This window comes from Salinifilum aidingensis, from assembly GCF_054782015.1.
Genome location: NZ_BAAGTH010000001.1, coordinates 39,879 through 56,565 on the forward strand (window position 1 = coordinate 39,879; position 16,687 = coordinate 56,565).

At 73.1% G+C, this 16,687-nt stretch carries 15 protein-coding genes; 8 read left to right on the forward strand and 7 right to left on the reverse strand.

Annotated features, from left to right (window positions below):
* Positions 1–20 precede the first annotated feature (20 nt).
* The 6 genes from ACYVJE_RS00215 (at position 21) to ACYVJE_RS00240 (ending at position 5,914) form a co-directional block, all read left to right on the forward strand.
* Positions 21–533, forward strand: a complete 513-nt coding sequence (locus ACYVJE_RS00215) for a (2Fe-2S)-binding protein (RefSeq protein WP_461142729.1) — start codon at positions 21–23, stop codon at positions 531–533.
* Entirely contained in the window at positions 530–1,342 is an 813-nt protein-coding gene (locus ACYVJE_RS00220; protein ID WP_461142730.1) for an FAD binding domain-containing protein, read from the forward strand. Before ACYVJE_RS00215 ends, ACYVJE_RS00220 begins: the two co-directional genes overlap by 4 nt.
* 109 nt (positions 1,343–1,451) lie before the next feature.
* On the forward strand, positions 1,452–2,339 hold the full coding sequence (locus ACYVJE_RS00225; RefSeq protein WP_461142731.1) for a DUF72 domain-containing protein: 888 nt from the start codon (positions 1,452–1,454) through the stop codon (positions 2,337–2,339).
* A 132-nt stretch (positions 2,340–2,471) separates the two neighbouring features.
* Positions 2,472–3,296 carry an SDR family oxidoreductase gene (locus ACYVJE_RS00230; RefSeq protein ID WP_461142732.1) on the forward strand — a complete coding sequence of 275 codons (825 nt, stop codon included), beginning with the start codon at positions 2,472–2,474 and terminating at the stop codon, positions 3,294–3,296.
* 131 nt (positions 3,297–3,427) lie between these two features.
* Positions 3,428–4,912, forward strand: a complete 1,485-nt coding sequence (locus tag ACYVJE_RS00235; RefSeq protein ID WP_461142733.1) for a DUF5710 domain-containing protein — start codon at positions 3,428–3,430, stop codon at positions 4,910–4,912.
* 255 nt (positions 4,913–5,167) lie between these two features.
* Positions 5,168–5,914 (forward strand): SDR family NAD(P)-dependent oxidoreductase, encoded by a 747-nt coding sequence (locus ACYVJE_RS00240; protein WP_461142734.1) that lies wholly within the window; start codon positions 5,168–5,170, stop codon positions 5,912–5,914.
* On the opposite strand, the gene ACYVJE_RS00245 is transcribed toward ACYVJE_RS00240, so the two are convergent.
* Positions 5,901–6,998, reverse strand: coding sequence for an ArsO family NAD(P)H-dependent flavin-containing monooxygenase (locus ACYVJE_RS00245; RefSeq protein ID WP_461142735.1), 1,098 nt, complete (start codon positions 6,996–6,998; stop codon positions 5,901–5,903). The two genes, ACYVJE_RS00240 and ACYVJE_RS00245, sit on opposite strands and share 14 nt — an antisense overlap.
* Before the next feature lie 322 nt (positions 6,999–7,320).
* Here ACYVJE_RS00245 and ACYVJE_RS00250 point away from each other — a divergent pair, with 322 nt between their 5' ends.
* Positions 7,321–8,127 carry a hypothetical protein gene (locus ACYVJE_RS00250; protein ID WP_461142736.1) on the forward strand — a complete coding sequence of 269 codons (807 nt, stop codon included), beginning with the start codon at positions 7,321–7,323 and terminating at the stop codon, positions 8,125–8,127.
* A gap of 117 nt (positions 8,128–8,244) precedes the next feature.
* On the opposite strand, the gene ACYVJE_RS00255 is transcribed toward ACYVJE_RS00250, so the two are convergent.
* The 3 genes from ACYVJE_RS00255 to ACYVJE_RS00265 are packed head-to-tail and all read right to left on the reverse strand — an operon-like array spanning position 8,245 to position 12,411.
* Complete coding sequence (locus ACYVJE_RS00255; protein ID WP_461142737.1) at positions 8,245–9,546, reverse strand: MFS transporter; 1,302 nt, start codon at positions 9,544–9,546, stop codon at positions 8,245–8,247.
* Between the two features lie 40 nt (positions 9,547–9,586).
* Positions 9,587–10,864, reverse strand: a complete 1,278-nt coding sequence (locus ACYVJE_RS00260; protein WP_461142738.1) for an acyltransferase — start codon at positions 10,862–10,864, stop codon at positions 9,587–9,589.
* Positions 10,861–12,411 (reverse strand): class I adenylate-forming enzyme family protein, encoded by a 1,551-nt coding sequence (locus ACYVJE_RS00265; protein ID WP_461142739.1) that lies wholly within the window; start codon positions 12,409–12,411, stop codon positions 10,861–10,863. Before ACYVJE_RS00265 ends, ACYVJE_RS00260 begins: the two co-directional genes overlap by 4 nt.
* Positions 12,412–13,052: 641 nt before the next feature.
* Between ACYVJE_RS00265 and ACYVJE_RS00270 the strand changes: the two genes are divergently transcribed.
* A complete protein-coding gene (locus tag ACYVJE_RS00270; protein WP_461142740.1) occupies positions 13,053–13,985 on the forward strand; it encodes a bile acid:sodium symporter family protein in 933 nt (310 codons plus the stop codon).
* Between the two features lie 31 nt (positions 13,986–14,016).
* On the opposite strand, the gene ACYVJE_RS00275 is transcribed toward ACYVJE_RS00270, so the two are convergent.
* The 3 genes from ACYVJE_RS00275 to ACYVJE_RS00285 all read right to left on the reverse strand — a co-directional run bounded on the left by ACYVJE_RS00275 (position 14,017) and on the right by ACYVJE_RS00285 (position 16,682).
* Entirely contained in the window at positions 14,017–14,538 is a 522-nt protein-coding gene (locus ACYVJE_RS00275; RefSeq protein WP_461142741.1) for a GNAT family N-acetyltransferase, read from the reverse strand.
* 65 nt (positions 14,539–14,603) lie between these two features.
* A complete protein-coding gene (locus tag ACYVJE_RS00280) occupies positions 14,604–14,966 on the reverse strand; it encodes a hypothetical protein (RefSeq protein ID WP_461142742.1) in 363 nt (120 codons plus the stop codon).
* A gap of 48 nt (positions 14,967–15,014) precedes the next feature.
* The gene (locus ACYVJE_RS00285; protein ID WP_461142743.1) at positions 15,015–16,682 is read right to left on the reverse strand and encodes a sodium:solute symporter family protein; all 1,668 of its coding nucleotides are present in this window, start codon (positions 16,680–16,682) and stop codon (positions 15,015–15,017) included.
* Positions 16,683–16,687: the final 5 nt, after the last annotated feature.

Sequence of the window (16,687 nt, forward strand, 5' to 3'; positions counted from 1 at the left end):
ACGACCTTCGAGGAGCTTTCGTGCACGTTTCCATCAACGTCAACGGCGAGCCGCGCGAGCACGACGTGGAGGACCGGACCCTGCTGGTCCACCACCTCCGCGAGGCCTGCGGGCTCACCGGCACCAACACCGGGTGCGAGACCACCTCCTGCGGCGCGTGCACCGTGCTGCTGGACGGCGAGTCCGTCAAGTCCTGCACGGTGCTCGCCGCGCAGGCCGACGGCCGGGAGGTGACCACCGTCGAGGGCCTCGCCGACGGCGACCAGCTGCACCCGGTGCAGCGGGCCTTCCAGGAGGAGCACGGCCTGCAGTGCGGCTTCTGCACCCCCGGCATGGTCATGGCCGGGGTCTCGCTGCTGCGGGAGAACGGCGAGCCCACCGAGCAGGACGTGCGCTCGGGGCTGGAGGGCAACCTGTGCCGCTGCACCGGCTACCACAACATCGTGCGGGCCCTGCTCAGCGCGGCCCGGGACGGCGCCGCCACCAGCGCGGGCCCGCACGGCTCCGCCGAGCGCACGGGAGGTGGCGCATGATCCCCGCCGGATTCACCTACCGCCGGGCGAGCTCGGTGGACGAGGCGCTGAACCTGCTGTCCGAGCACGGCGAGGACGCGAAGCTGCTCGCGGGCGGGCACTCGCTGCTGCCGCTGATGAAGCTGCGGCTGGCCGCGCCCGAGGTGCTCGTCGACGTCGGCGGCCTCCGCGAGCTGTCCTACGTCCGCGGCGAGAGCGGCCTGATCCGCATCGGGGCGCTCACCCGCCACCACGACCTGGCCACGTCGGACGTGCTGCGCGCCGAGGCGCCGCTGCTGGCGCACGCCGCGGGCACGATCGGCGATCCGCAGGTGCGCCACCGCGGCACGATCGGCGGCGCGGTGGTGCACGGCGACCCCGCCTCGGACCTGCCCGCGGTGCTGCTGGCGCTGGAGGCCGTGTTCGTCGCGCAGGGGCCGAGCGGCACCCGCGAAATCCCCGCGGCCGAGTTCTTCGCCGACTTCTTCGAAACGGCCGTCGGCGAGGACGAGGTGCTCACCGAGGTGCGGGTGCCGAGCACCGCGGGCCTGGGCTGGGACTTCCAGAAGTTCACCCGCCGCGCGATCGACTGGGCCGTGGTCGGGGTGGCCGTGTGCGGCCACCGCGTCGGGCTGGTGAACATGGGCCCGACCCCGCTGCGCGCCGCGGGCGTGGAGCAGGCCCTGGAGTCGGGGGCGGGCCGCGCGGACGCGGCCGAGCGCGCCGCCGAGGGCACCTCCCCCGCGGACGAGGCCGGTGCCAGCTCCGAGTACCGCGAGCACCTGGCGCGCGTGCTGGTGCGGCGCGCGTTGGACAACGCCGCGCGCTGACCACCGGAGGCCGCCCGGGCCGGGGTGTCCCGGTCCGGGCGGTCCGGGTGCCCTCCGGTCGGGCGCTGGACGTGTCGGGGTGGGCCTGGCTCGCTACGGTGGGGGCGTTATGTCCTCCGCGAAGCATCCGATCCGCATCGGCACGTCCGGCTGGGTCTACGACGCCTGGCGCGGGCCGTTCTACCCGCACGACCTGAAGCGCGGCGGGGAACTGGCCCACCTGTCGCAGCGTCTCGGCTCGGCGGAGATCAACGCGTCGTTCTACTCGCTGCAGAAGCCCGAGACCTACCGCAAGTGGGCCGAGCAGACCCCGGACGACTTCGTGTTCTCGGTCAAGGGCAGCCGGTTCCTCACGCACATGAAGAAGCTGCGCAACGCCGAGACGCCGCTGGCGAACTTCCTCGCTTCCGGCGTGCTGGCGCTGGGCGGCAAGCTCGGCCCGGTCCTGTGGCAGCTGCCGCCGTCGCTGCCGTTCGAGGCCGAGCGGCTGGCCGGGTTCTTCGCCCTGCTGCCGCGGACGATGGGCGAGGCCGCCGAACTGGCAGCCCGCCACGACGAGCGGCTGCAGGACCGCGCGCTGACCGAGGTCGACGACGCCGAGCAGCCGCTGCGGCACGCCGTGGAGGTGCGGCACAGCAGCTTCGCCGCTGCCGAGGCGGTGCAGCTGCTGCGGGAGCACGACATCGGCCTGGTCATCGCCGACGCCGCCGGGGAGTGGCCCTACCTGGAGGACGTCACCAGCGACTTCGTCTACGTGCGGCTGCACGGGGCGCAGGAGCGCTACGCCAGCGACTACGGGGCGGAGGAGCTGGACGCGTGGGCGCGGCGCATCCGCGGCTGGCGCGCCGGGGACAACGGCGGCACCGAGCACGCGCTGGCGCCGGCGATGAAGCGCACGGCCCGCGACGTGTACGTCTACTTCGACAACGACATGCACGCGCACGCCCCGCTCAACGCGGTCGACCTGGTCGAGCGCTGCGGTGCCGTCCGCAGCTGAGGCCGAGACCCGCCGTCCCGCGCGGGAGCGGGTAGACTCGCGTTCAGTCAATTGACTGAAGGGCTTCGCGGATCGGCCGGGGTCGTGGACCCCGGAAGGCGGCGGAGCGAGCTCCCGCGGAAAGGACGTGCGTTGGACGGCAACGTGACCGTGATCATCGGAGCGGGCGGGATGGGGCTCGCCATCGCGCGCCGCTGCGGAAGCGGACGCACCATCCTGCTCGCCGACGCGAGCGAGGCGGTCCTCGACGCGAACTCGGCAGCTCTGCGGAACGAGGGCCACCAGGTGCGGAGCCAACCGGTCGACGTCTCCGCGCGCAACTCGGTGGCCGCGCTGGCCGAGGCGGCAGCGGCACTGGGACCGGTGGCGCAAGTCGTGCACACCGCGGGCCTGTCCCCCGCGCAGGCTCCGGTGCGGACCGTCCTCGACGTGAACCTGCTCGGCACGGCCCTGGTCCTGGAGGAGTTCGCCGCGGTCATCGCTGCCGGTGGCGCGGGAGTGACGATCGCCAGCATGGCAGCGCACGGCCGTCCGCCCTTCTCCCCGGAGGTTTCGCGGCAGTTGGCCACCACCCCGGCCGACCAGCTGCTGTCCCTGCCGGTCGCCGACGCGGCCGGCTTCACCGACCCGGGCAGCGCCTACGCCTTCGCGAAGCGGGCCAACATCCTGCGCGTGCAGGCCGCCAGCACCCCCTGGGGCGCCCGGGGAGCGAGGATCAACTCGATCAGCCCCGGCGTCATCGCCACCCCCATGAGCCGGTCCGAACTCGACGGCGAGCGCGGCGCGGTCGTGCAGCAGATGATCGAGTCCTCCAACGCCGGGCGCGCGGGCACGTCCGCCGACATCGCCGAAGCCGCCGCCTTCCTGCTCGGCCCGGGCGCGAGCTTCGTCTCCGGCGCCGACCTGCTCGTCGACGGCGGCACCACCGCGGCGGGGCACCACCAGCAGCCCGGCTGAGCGGCGCGGGCGAACGGCGACGCCGGGCACGGCCCCGGCCCGCGAGGTGCCGGCCGCAGCACACCGGTAGCCCGGCGGCGCTCGCCCCGCCGGGCGGTCGCGCGCGTTGCGCGGTCCGATACGTTCGACCCGTGATCGCAGCGACGGAGTCGTCGGGACGGGCCGGGTCGTGGGTGCAGGGCAACCTGCTGGCGCTCGACTTCGAGACCACCGGCACGGACACGGCCACCGACCGGATCGTCACCGGCACGGTCGTCTCCATCGTTCCCGGCCAGGAGCCCGAGATCCGCACGTGGCTGGCCGCGCCCGGGGTGGACATCCCGGAGGAGGCCGCGGCGGTGCACGGCATCAGCACCGAGCACGCCGCCGAGCACGGCCGGGATCCCGCCGCGGTGCTGACCGAGGTCGCCGGGGCGCTGGCGCCGTGGTCGGAATCGGTGCCGCTGCTGGTGTTCAACGCGCCGTTCGACCTGTCGCTGCTGCACGCGGAGCTGCGGCGGCACCACGACCGCGGCCTGGAGCAGGCGGGCCCGGTCGTCGACCCGCTGTGCCTGGGGCGGGCGATGCTGGGGCCGAAGGGCAAGCGCACGCTCACCGCGCTGTGCGAGCACTACGGCGTCAAGCAGGAGGAGGCGCACAGCTCCGCCGGCGATGCGCTGTCCACGGCGCGGCTGGCGTGGCGGATGGCCAAGGCGCACCCGGACGAGATCGGCTACGCCGCGCTGTCCACCCTGCACGAGCAGCAGGCGGCGTGGTACCGCGAGCAGCAGCGCGGTTTCGCGGACTTCCTCCAGCGCAAGGCCACACCCGGCAATCCCGAGGCGGAGCAGCTGCGCCAGCGCGCCGCGCAGGTGCGCGCCGAAGCGGACGGGTGGCCGCTGCTGACCGAGAAGCCGGCCGTGCCGGTGGAGACCGAGCAGCCGCAGCACGTGTGGCTGGACGTGCCGTTCGCGGAGAAGGACGAGGCCAAGGCCGCGGGCGCGCGGTGGGACCGGCACGAGAAGCGCTGGTACGCGCCGCGACCGGGCATGGCGGAACTGTCCAGGTGGGAGGCGCTCGAGGACGTTCCCGACCTGCTGCCCGGCGAGGACCGCTCGTTCGGCTCCGGGCTGTTCGTCGACCTCGTGCCGTCGACCTGCTGGTTCACCAACGTGCGCTCCTGCGTCAGCGGCAAGGACTGGGAGCGGCTGCGGCGGATGATCACCCGCCGCACCGGGCACAGCTGCGAGGTGTGCGGTCGCGGTCAGGACCGCGACAGCGGGCGGTGGCTGGAGGCGCACGAGCGCTGGGCCTACGACGAGGAGGCGCGCACGCAGGCGCTGCGGCGGCTGATCTGCCTGTGCACCGACTGCCACGCGGTCACGCACTTCGGCTACGCGCAGGTGCGCGGGCGCGACGAGGAGGCGCTGCGGCACCTGTGCTCGGTGACGGGCCTGTCCGAGCAGGACGCGACCGAGCACGTGGAGGCCGCGTTCGAGCTGTGGAGCAAGCGCTCGGCTGTCACCTGGGAGCTGGACCTGAGCATCCTCACCGACGTCGGCGTGACCATCACACCGCCGCCGGAGGCCGAGGACCGCGCCGGGATCGCCCACGAGGAGCTCGACCGGCGGAGCTGACCCGGTCGCCCACCCCGGTACGTCGACCCCGCACGCCGAGCCTGGGTGGACATTTCTCGCGACATGTTCACCCCGGGACGCGTCGTGCGGCGCGCCGAGCCCCCTGCGGTCCTACGATCGGCACGGCGGCCACCGGTGCTGCGGTGCCGCGAGTGCTGCGGTGCTGGAGTACTGGGGTGCCGCGGCGTGCGGTGCTGGGGTGGACGAGACCACCGCGTCCCCGGGAGCCGAGGCGGAGAGGACGGCGAGCAGACGATGACGCGACTGCAGGGCAGGACAGCGCTGGTCACGGGCGCGGCCAGCGGGATCGGACGGGCCACCGCGCTGCGGTTGGCCGACGAGGGCGCCGCGGTGGCGGTCTCCGACATCGCCGAGGTCGCCGGAACCCGGACGGTCGAGGAGATCCGCGAGCGCGGGGGCCGGGCCGAGCTCGTGCAGCACGACGTGCGCGACGAACGCCAGTGGCAAGCCGCGGTGGCGGCGGCCGCGGACGAGTCCGGCGCGCTGGACGTCCTCGTCAACAACGCGGGCCTCGCCGACCAGGGCGGGGTCGAGGACGTCTCGCTGGAGGAGTACAACCGGGTCGTCGCCGTCCTGCAGACGGGCATGTACCTGGGCATGCGCACCGCGGCGCGGGCCCTGCACGCCTCGCGGCACGCGGCGGTGATCAACGTCAGCTCGATCTTCGGCACCAGCGGCGGGTTCGGGACCAACCCCGCCTACCACTCGGCCAAGGGCGCGGTGCGCACGCTCACCAAGAACATCGCCCTGGAGTGGGCCCCCTCCGGGATCCGGGTGAACTCGATCCACCCGGGATTCGTCGAAACCCCGCTCCTGTCCGGGGAGAACGGCGACAAGAAGACCATGGTGGACAGCACGCCGATGGGTCGTCTCGGCCGCCCCGAGGAGATCGCCGCGGGGGTCGCGTTCCTCGCCAGCGACGACGCCTCGTTCATGACCGGGTCCGAGCTCTACGTCGACGGCGGGTTCATCGCCCGCTGACGCGCAGCTGCTCGGTGATCTCGTCGACGGCCCCGCGCGCGTGCCGGCCGGCGCCGATGAGCGTCGCCGAGGCAGGGCCTGTCCAGTCGCCGTAGCCGAGCAGGTGCAGCCGCGGGTCGTCGACCGAGCGGGTCCCCTCGGTCTTGACGACGCCGTCCTGCCAGGTCAGGCCCAACGGCTCCAAGTGGTCCAGGTTCGGGGAGAACCCGGTGCACCACAGCACCGCATCGGCCGACCACTCGGTGCCGTCGTCCCAGGCGAGGCCGTCGCGGGTGAGCCGGTCGAACATGCCGTGCGCCCGCAGCGCACCGCGGTCCCGGGCGGCGCGCACGCTCGGCACCATCACGATGTCGCCGAGGTCGCCCACTGCCGGCGGGTCGGACTGCCCGGCCCCCCGGGCGCGCTGCCGCCGGGTGGCCACGTCGAACAGCACGCGGCCGTCCACGTCGTCCGGCATGAACCGGGGCGGGCGCCGCGCGAGCCACAGCGCCTCGGCGACCTCGGAGAGCTCGGCGAGGATCTGCGCGGCCGAGTTGCCGCCGCCGACGACGGCGACGCGCAGGCCGCGGAACTCCTCCGGGGAGCGGTAGTCCGCGGTGTGCAGCTCGCGCCCGGTGAAGAGCTCCCGCCCGGGGCAGTCGGGCACGCGCGGCCGGTCCCACGTGCCGGTGGCGCTGAGCACGAACCGCGCGTGCCACGCGCCGCGGTCGGTGTCGACGCGCAGCGGGCCGCCCGCGTCCCGCACGGACGCGGCCCGCACCGGCCGGTGCACCGGGAGCTCGTAGCGCTGCTCGTAGCGCTCGAGGTAGCGCACCACGTGGGCCGCATCGGGGTACTCCCGACCGTCCTGCCGCGGCATCCACCACCCGGGCAGCGGGCTGTGCTCGGCCGGTGAGAACAGGTGCAGCGAGTCCCACATGTCGCGCCAGGCGCCGCCGGGGGCGGAGCGCGCGTCGAGGACCGCGAAGTCCAGCCCCGCCCGGCGCAGGAAGTACCCCGCGGCCAGGCCGGCCTGCCCGCCACCGATGACGACGGCGTCGCGCGTGCGCGGCGCCCCCGCCCGGGGCTGCTGCTCGTCCGTCACGTCGACGTCCTCCCGCTCGATCGTCCGGAGGCCGGATGCCGCCGGCCTGCGCGGCGGCGCGGTGCCGCGCCTCGGAATGCTTAGACGAACGTCTATTTCGACATTCGTCGACGAACGATCGCGAGCCGTGCGCGCGTTGCTCCGCTCACTGCGGGACCCCGACCCCCCCGGCGCCGGCTCCGGGCCCCGCAGCGCCGGCTCCCGCGCCGCGGCGATCACGCACCGGTGCCCGCGAATGCCATGATGCGTGCGGATCACGTTCACCGGAGCGGGCGCCCGCTCCGGCGGACGCATCCGGTCGGAGCGGACGCGAGGAGTGATCATGCTCAGCGAGGACCAGAAGACCAGACTGCGCGTGCTGTCCACCGGCGCCGCGCTCGTGTGGATCGTCTTAGGCCTGATCAGCGGCTGGCCCACGTGGGTGTGGATCGTGCTCGCGGTGGTCAGCGTGCTCGCGCCGACGATCCTCGCCTACGTGCAGGCCGAACGCGTGCTGCGCCGCAGCGGGCGCGGCGCGCGCCGCACCCGGCGCGGCGGTGCGCGGCGGCCCGGCGCGACCGACGACTCCGACGACTCCGGTGACGATCCCGGCGGCACGCTCAACGCGCGCGAGTCCGCCCCGACCACCGGGTCCGCTCCCCGCCGGGACGCCACCGCGAGCGATCACGCGCTCGCGCTCGTCGCCTCCCTCCCCCCGTCCCAGCGGCACCGCTTCGCCCGCGACCTCGCCAGCCTGCTCGACGACAACGAGCTGCGCACCGCGGCCCGCGCCGTGCGCCAGGAGCGCGCCGAAGCCGTCTCCCACGAGGACACGCGTCCCCTGCGCAGCGGAACTTCCCGGGCGCGCAGCACCGCCGTCGGCCGCAACAGCAGCAGCTCCCCCGGAACCGGGGCCCGCAGCAGCGAAGTCAGCGGGGCCGGCAGCGGCGGGTCGAGCATCGCCGACAACGCCGATCCGGACGACGTCGTGATCACGGGGAGTTCACCGGAGAACCGTTCGGCGATGGAGAGCTTCCTCGACTCGCGCCCGCGCATCCACATGCCCGAGCCCCCGGCCGAGCGCGTGCCCGCCCGGGGCGCGCACGACGAGGACGAGGACGACGAGGAGGACGACGGCGACGGCGGCTGAGCACGGCGAGGCGATCAGCGTGACGCGGAGCGGGCGGGCAGCGGTGGCCACGACCAGCCCCGCGCCCCGGGCCAACGGGTCCACCCGCCCCCAACAGCCGATCCGGCGAAGTCCCCCCTACCGCGCAGCGGCGGTTTCGCTCCTCACCTGCGCGTTCACGTTCAACCGCGAGGCCACGAGGCAGCCGATGGCCAGCAGCGCCGCGGAGACGACGAACGGCACGACCCAGCTGCCCGTCCGGTCGACCAGCAGCCCGAAGATCGCCGGCGAGAGCATGCCCGCCAGGCCGAAGCCGGTGTTCATCAGGCCGCCGGCGGTGCCGGCGTGCTCCGGGGCCATGTCCATGGCCGTGGCCCACAGCACGGGGTTGCAGATCTCCAGGAAGAAGAACGCCACCGCCAGGCACAGCGTGACCAGCACGAGGTCGTGCACGAGCAGCGTCGGGATGACGAACACGAACGAGCCGGCCAGCCCGCCGACGAGGATGCGGCGCCGGGCGATGCGCGCGTCGCCGGTTCGGGCCAGCAACCAGTCGGACAGCAGCCCGCCGACGGTGTCGCCGATGACGCCCGCCACCAGCACCAGCGAGGTGAACAGGGTGAACTTCTCGAGTTCGAGGTCGAAGCTGCCGGAGAAGAACGACGGGATCCACGTCAGGTAGATCCACAGCATCCAGCCGTAGCAGAAGTCCACGAACGTCAGCGGCAGCACGGTCGGCAGCAGGCGCCGCCACGGGGTCTTCGGCTTCTCGCCGCGCTCCCGCTCGGCGGGCAGTTCGGCCAGTTCCTCCTGCGTGACATCGGGGTGCGCCGCGGGGCTGTCCCGGTAGAACCACCACCAGACGGCGACCCAGACGAGGCTGGCCGCGCCGAGGATCCAGAACGCGGCGCGCCAGTCCCACATGGCGATGATCGCACCGACCATCACCGGGGTGATGGCGTTGCCGATGCGGGAGAACGCGTGCGTGATGCCCTGCCCCCAGGAGCGGCGCTCGGGCGGCAGCCAGCGGGCCATGGCCTGCGTGGCCGAGGGGAACGAGGCGCCCTCGCCGAAGCCCAGCGCCAGCCGGGCGGCGAACAGGCTGATGATGCCGCCGGCGAACCCGGTGAACACCGTGGACAGCGCCCAGATGAGCCCGAAGAGCCCGAGGATGCGGCGCGGCCCGAACTTGTCGGCCAGGATGCCGCCGAACGCCTGGAAGAAGGCGTACGGCACGGCGAACGCGGACAGCGCCAGCCCGAACTCGGTGTTGTTCAGGCCGAGGTCCTCGCGGATCGCCGGGCCCGCGGCGGAGATGTTCACCCGGTCCACGTAGGTGATGAAGTACATGGCGCACAGCAGCGCGAGCAGCCTGCTGCGCACCTTCACCCGCGGTAACAGCGACCGCCGGGCACCGTTGGCTTGCGAGGGTGATCCCATGGCGCTTCTTCGTCCTCGATCGTTGGAATGGCCGTCCGCGTCACCGCAGGAAGCGTCCCCAGGGGACGCGGGGACGTCCGGTCAGGACCTTGCTTCCGGGCAGACGCCGCAGCACGTCCGCGAGCACCACGGTTCCGAGGACCGTGGCCAGGTACAGCAGCGCGGTTGCGGGGACCACGCCGATGACGCCCGCCAGCGCGCGCGCCGGGAAGACCAGGACGACCAGCACGAGCGGGTGCGCGAGGAAGATCCCGAAGGAGCGGTCGGAGGCGTAGTCGACCACGCGCGAGGCGGCACCGCCGGGCCGGCGCCGCGCCGCCCACCACGCGCCGACCGCGTACAGCGCGGCGATGACCGCCACGAAGTACGGGATCGCGAAGGGCTGGAACACGTTGCTGGCCAGCACCGGTGACTCGCCCCGCGCGACGACGGCGGAGTACGAGCCGATCGCCCAGGCCAGCGCCGCGAGGAACGCCACGCCGAACCAGAGGCCGTGGCGGCGCACCCACGCGTGCCACGCGTCGAAGTGCATCGCGGCGACCGCGCCGAGCACGGTGTAGAACTGGTAGCCGAGGACCGTGACGTCCACGTTGTCCCACAACCAGCGGGCGAACGGCGCGGCGATGACGCACCACGCCACGCCGACCTGCGCGGCGAGGCTGATCAGCAGCACCCACCTGTGCCCGCCGGCGGTCGCGCGCAGCAGGCCCACCAGCGCGGGGAACACGAGGTACACCTGCAGGGTGACCAGCAGGAAGTACAGGTGGTACCAACCGCTGCCGGTGACCACGCCGGGCAGCAGCCCGCCGAAAACGGCCTCGCCGAAGGTCACCTCGTCGCGCACGGGCCAGGTGGCGACGAACCAGTACACCACCGTCCACACCACGTACGGCCCGGCGACCAGCGGGAACCGCTTGCGCCAGAACGTCGCGGCCGGCAGCGGGCGCCGCAGCGCCTGGTAGGTGAGCACGAACCCGGTGAGCGCGAAGAACGCCTCGCGGGTGAAGTGCAGCAGCGTCTGCGCCAGCTGCCCCGGCCACAGCGGCAGCATCGCCACGGCGCTGAGCGTGTGCACCAGGATCACGGCGGCGAAGGTCAGCAGCCGGAACAGGTCGATCTGGTACAGGTACCCGTGCCCGCCCGACTTGCCGGATCCCGCGCTCGCGGCCCCCGCGGAACCGGATCCGGTGGAAGCGGAGTCCGCGGAGCCGCCCCCAGCGGGATCGGCCCCCGCACCCGCGGAGGTCGCTGCGCCGGAACCGGCCGCGGCGGGGGGCTCCGCGGCCGCTGCGGTCTGCTCGGTGCTGCGCGCGGTCATACCGGAACGGAGCTCTGCTCGTGCAGGCGGTGGCGCTGCACCTTGCCGGTGGAGGCGCGGGGGAAGTCCGAGACGATCCGGATCTCCTCCGGTTGCTTGAAGCGGCTCAACCGCTCGGCGCACCGCGCGCTCAGCTGCTCCGCGAGCGCATCGCACCCGGCTCGCCCCTCGGGCATCTCGGTCGGGATGACGTGGGCGACCGGCACGGACCCCAGCACCTCGTGGCCCCTGCCGACCACGGCGACCTCGTGCACCTGCGGGTCGGCCAGCACGACCTCCTCGATCTCGCGCGGGTAGATGTTCTCCCCGCCGCGGTTGATCACGTCGTCGGCGCGGCCGACGAGGTAGACGAAGCCGTCGGTGTCGGTGTAGCCCACGTCGCGGGTGTCGAGCCAGTCGTCGGCGTCGAAGCGCTCGGCGGCGCGCCCGCCGACGTAGCCGGTGATCACGCCGGCGCCGCGGATCCACACCTCGCCGACCTCACCGGCGGGCAGGGCCTCGCGCTCGGCTCCGCGGACCTCCAGCTCGACGCCCACCGGCCGACCGCAGGAGCCCTCGGGGGCGCTGCCGTCCAGCGGGGTGGCGGTGATCTGGCTGGCCGCTTCGGTCATCCCGTAGCTCTCCACCACGGGGGCCTCGATGCGCTGGCTGATTCGGTGGCGCACGGCGGTCGGCAGCGGCGCCGAGGCGGAGCGGACGAACCGCAGGCGCGGCGGCCGCGCGGGCACGGGCTCCTCGGACAGGATCGTCAGGATCGCGGGGACCGCGTTGATCCAGGTGACGTCCAGCTCGGTCATCCGCTCCCAGAAGCCGTGCCGCTGGAACCGCTCGTCGAGCACGAGGCAGGCCCCGGCGTGCAGGCTGGCCAGCAGGGCGACGACCTCGGCGTTGATGTGGAACAGCGGCAGCGAGTTGTACCCGCGGTCGGCTTCGGTCAGCCCGTTGTGCGCGGCGATGGACGCGGCCACGTGCAGCAGCCGGTGCTCGGACAGCTCCACCGCCTTCGGCGCGCTCGTGGAGCCGGAGGTCACCAGCAGCGCCGAGCCGTCCGCCCGGCCCGCCCCGGCGGAGCCGACGGGTTCGGGGTGCTCGGCGGAGCCGGCGTCGTCGTGCCCGCCCGCGGGCCCGTCGACGTCCACGACCAGCGCGGGCAGGCCGTACTCGTCGAAGCGCTCCTGCCGGTCGGTGATCGCCAGGCACGGCTCGGCGGCCGCGGTGTCGCGGTGCACCTCGGCGATGGGGGCCTTCGGGTTGACCGGCACGGCGCAGCGGCCGGAGGCGATCAACCCGAGGTAGGCACCGGCGAAGGCGACCGGGTTCACCACGTCCACGAGGACGCGGCCGCCACCGGGCACACCGGCGCCGGCCAGCGCGCGGTCGTAGCGCCGCACCACCTCGTCGATATCGGTGTAGCTCAACCGACGTCCGCTGCGCGCGTCCTGCAGGAACGCCGCGTCCGCGCGTGTGCGCGCCCGTTCGGTGAGGAGTCGGGCGAGCGGGCGGCGGAGGTCCTCGTCGCCGCTCTCCACTGGATGCTGGTCAGTCACTGTGTCGATCCTGTTTCGTCACTCGGTCAGCACGGACGAACGGGAGCACGTCCCGAAACGAGCACACGCCAACCTCGATTTCGCACACTTGGTAACCGGCACGACCACGAATCGCGTGACAGCACTGCACCGTTCGAAGGACGAGCCGACCTCGACGCCCGCAAAACGTTAACAGGCCACCCCGCGACCGCGGACAACCCTTCCGGATGCGGCGCCTTTCCGCCGAACGGAACGACCTCCCCGATTTCCGCCGCGTTCCCGCCTTTCGGCACCGGAAGGACATTCCGCCCGCCCGGAATGCGTGATTCCTCCTTCGGCGTGCGAACCGCCAGAATTCCCGCGAAGACCACCGGGAACGACTCGCGCGATTTCCCGATTTCGCCGAGCGTATCGAAGCGATCACAGCGCGCGACACCACCATCGGTGCCCCACGCCCACCACTACCCGAAGATCCGCCGGAACGCATCGGCGCGGCAGCGCGGCCGCGGGGCAGCGGGAGCGCGCTCGCGGGGCCGCGCGGTTGCGGGACCGCGGGGTCGCGGCCGCCACACACCGGTGGTCATCTCGCAATGCGGGCGCGTAGTCTCACCCAGTCGGACGAGATGGGTATCGGGAGGGCCGCTGTGCAACAGCTCAGAGCAGTGAGCGACTTCGTGGGCCGCTGGTTCGCGCCGATCGTGCTCGTGGCCGGGGCGATCGCACTCGCCGCGCCCGGGGTGTTCGACTCCCTCGAACCGGCCGTCCCCTGGCTGCTCGCACTGATCATGTTCGGCATGGGCATGACGCTGCGCGCCGCCGACTTCGGCTACGTCGCCCGCAGGCCCGGCGCCTTCCTCATCGGGCTGGCCGCGCAGTTCCTCGTCATGCCCGCCATCGGGTGGGTCGTCGTCACCGCGCTCCAGCTGGGTCCGGAACTGGCCACCGGCGTGCTGCTCGTCGCCTGCGCCCCCGGCGGCACGGCGTCGAACGTCATGGTCTACCTCTCCCGCGGCGACACCGCCCTGTCCGTCGCGATGACCTCGGTGTCCACGATCGCCGCGCCGCTGGTCACCCCGCTGCTGGTGCTGGGGCTGGCGGGGCGCTACCTCGAGGTCGGTTTCACCGACCTGTTCGTCTCGATCCTGCAGGTGGTGCTGCTGCCGGTGCTGCTCGGCGTGCTCGTGCGCCGTTTCGCGACCCCCGCCGTCGACCGGGCGCAGCCGGCCCTGCCGCTGGTCAGCGTCCTCGGCATCATGCTCGTGGTGATGGCCGTGGTCGCCGGCAGCGCCGCGGACCTCGTCTCGGTGGGGCTCGCCGCGCTCATCGCCGTGGTGCTGCACAACTGCCTCGGCCTCGTCGTCGGCTACGCCGCCGCTCGGATGTGCGGGCTGGACGAACCGGCCCGCCGCGCGGTGAGCATCGAGGTCGGCATGCAGAACTCGGGGCTGGCGGCGAGCTTGGCGACCACGCACTTCAACCCGGTCGCCGCACTGCCCGCCGCGATCTTCTCGGTGTGGCACAACGTCTCGGGCTCGCTCGTGGCCGGGCACTGGGCGCGCCGAGCGAAGGAGGCCGAGCAGCAGCCCGCGGCCTGAGAGCAGCGGCCCGGGACCGCGGGCACCGCGCTCAGCCCAGGCGGGCGATCATCACGAGCTCGGGGCCCGAGCGCCCGTGCACCCGCTGGCCGGTCGGTTCGAAACCGCACTTGCCGTAGGCCCGCTGCCCCGCCGCGTTGTCGGTGTGCACCGTCAGCACGAGCGCGGCCGCGGTGGGGAACCGCGAGCGCGCCAGCTCGACCGCCGCCCGGGTCGCCGCCGTGCCGACTCCCCGCCCCTGCCACCGCGCGTCAACGACGAAGCCCCGCAGCAGCACGTGCGGCTCCCGGCAGACGGCGGGGCTGGCGGCTCCCGGGTGCAGCGCTCCGATGCCCACCACGACGGCTTCCGCGCAGGCCCGCTGCTCGACGAGGATCGCGAAGGTGTGCCGCGCCGGGTTGTCCTCGCCCTTGCGCAGGACGAGGTCCGGGGGCAGGCAGAACCGCTCCTGCTCCGGCGCCAGCTGCAGCGCCCCGAGCGCGTCGACCAGCCGCGGCCGCTGCGCGGGCCCGACCTCGTCGAGCAGCACCGTCTTGACCTCGTCAGTGCGCATCGGACGAAGATAGCGCCGAACCCGCCCGCTCCCCACCCCGGGACCTCACCGCCCGCCCCGGGACCTCACGGCGGAGCCGCGCCACCTCCGCACCGGCCCGGGCGCTGCTCGTCCGCCTCGGCCGGCTCCTCCGCGGTGGAGTCCTGCTCCGGCGGGCGCAGCGGGCGCCGCCCGAGCCAGAGCAGGAACAGCGCACCGACGACGAGCATCGACGCCCCGGTCCACAGGTTGATGTTGATGCCCTGGGCCTTGGCCAGGTCGGCGGGACCGGCGAAGACCCCGGCGCCGCCGATGAGCACGCCGTAGACCAGGAACAGCCCGCCGACCACCATGCGCACGTCGAACAGCTGCTGCACCGAGCCGGAGCGCCGCTTCAGCTCGGCCACGTCGGTCGTGCCGGGTTCCTGCGCGGCCTCTGGATCGGACATGGCGATTTCCTTTCCTCAACGGCCGACCCGCGGACTCCGCGAGCGGCTCTACGGGGAGAACGGGACGTAGCACAGCGCTGCGAGGGCGACCGCGCCCCAGCCCAGCAGGGCGGGTTTGCGGTACCACGCGTCGTCGCCGAGCTGGTGCTCGCCGCGGTCGCGGATGATCTCCGGGCGGTAGACCAGCCCGACGAGCTCGGAGTCGGGCTTCGGCCGGGTGGCCAGCGCGACGGGGACGCTGACCGCGATGTCCACGACGAAGGCGATGATCGCCGAGGTCATGTTGGCGGCCTGGTCGCTGCCCATCGGCACGAGCCCGGTCTGGTAGCTGACGTAGAAGCAGACCGGCGCCGCCGTGCCGAGCAGCATGCCCCAGAACCCGGCCGCCGCGGTCATCCGCTTCCAGAACAGCGCGAGGATGAACGTGGCGAACAGCGGCACGTTGAAGAACGAGAACAGCGTCTGCAGGTAGTTCATGAGGTTGCTGAACGACGAGGCGATGAACGCCGTGCCGATGCCGATGACCACGCCGACGACCGTGACCACGCGCCCCACGGCGAGGTAGTGCCGGTCGGGCATGCGCGGCCTGATGTAGACCTGCCAGATGTCGGTGGTGAACACCGTGTTGAAGCTGGACACGTTGGCCGCCATGCCCGCCATGAACGAGGCCATCAGGCCGGTGACCGCGAGGCCGAGCACGCCGTTGGGCAGCAGGTCGCGCATGAGCAGCGGGATCGCGTCGTTGTACGTGTACGGGCTGCCGGGCTGCCCGAGTCCCGGTTCCACGATGAGCGCGATGATGCCGGGCAGCACCACGACCAGCGGGATGAGCATCTTGGGGAACGCGGCGATCAGCGGAGTGCGCCGCGCAGCGGAGAGGTTCTTCGCCGAGAGGCTGCGCTGCACCTCGGCGAAGTTCGTCGTCCAGTAGCCGAACGAGATCGCGAAGCCCAGGCCGAGGGTGATCGTCAGCCAGTTCGCGCCGAGCGGGTTGTCCTGGCCGAACCCGGTGCCGCCCCAGGCGGTGAGGAACTGCGCGCCGTGCTGCGCGGTGACCTGGTCGACGAGGCCGCCGACACCGCCCACGCGGGCCAGTCCGAGCACGGTCAGCGGGACGAGCGCGGCGACGATGACGAAGAACTGGACGACCTCGTTGTAGATCGCCGAGGACAGGCCGCCGATGACGATGTAGGCGAGCACGAACATCCCGGCGAGCACGATGGATCCGGTCAGCGGCCAGCCCAGCAGCGCGCGCAGGACGATGCCCAGGGCGAACAGGTTGACCCCGGCGATGAGCACCGAGGCGATGCTGAACAGCGCGGCGCTGAGCAGGTGCGCGGAGGGCCCGAAGCGGCGCAGCAGGAACTCGGGGACGCTGCGCACTTTCGAGTTGTAGTAGAACGGCATCATCACCAGGCCGAGGAACACCATGGCCGGGATGGCGCCGATGAGGTACCAGTGCACGGTGTAGGCCCCGTACTGCGCGCCGTTGGCGGCCATGCCCAGGATCTCGATCGCGCCGAGGTTCGCGGACACGAACGCCAGGCCGGTCACCCAGGCGGGCAGCGACCGGCCGGACAGGAAGAAGTCGAGGCTGTTGCGGACGCTGCGCTTGGCGGCGAGCGCCACCCCGAGCACCACCGCGAAGTAGATGAGCAGGATGAGGTTGTCCATCCAGTTCATGGACAGCCTCAGCTGGTCGACGGCTAACACCATGTCGG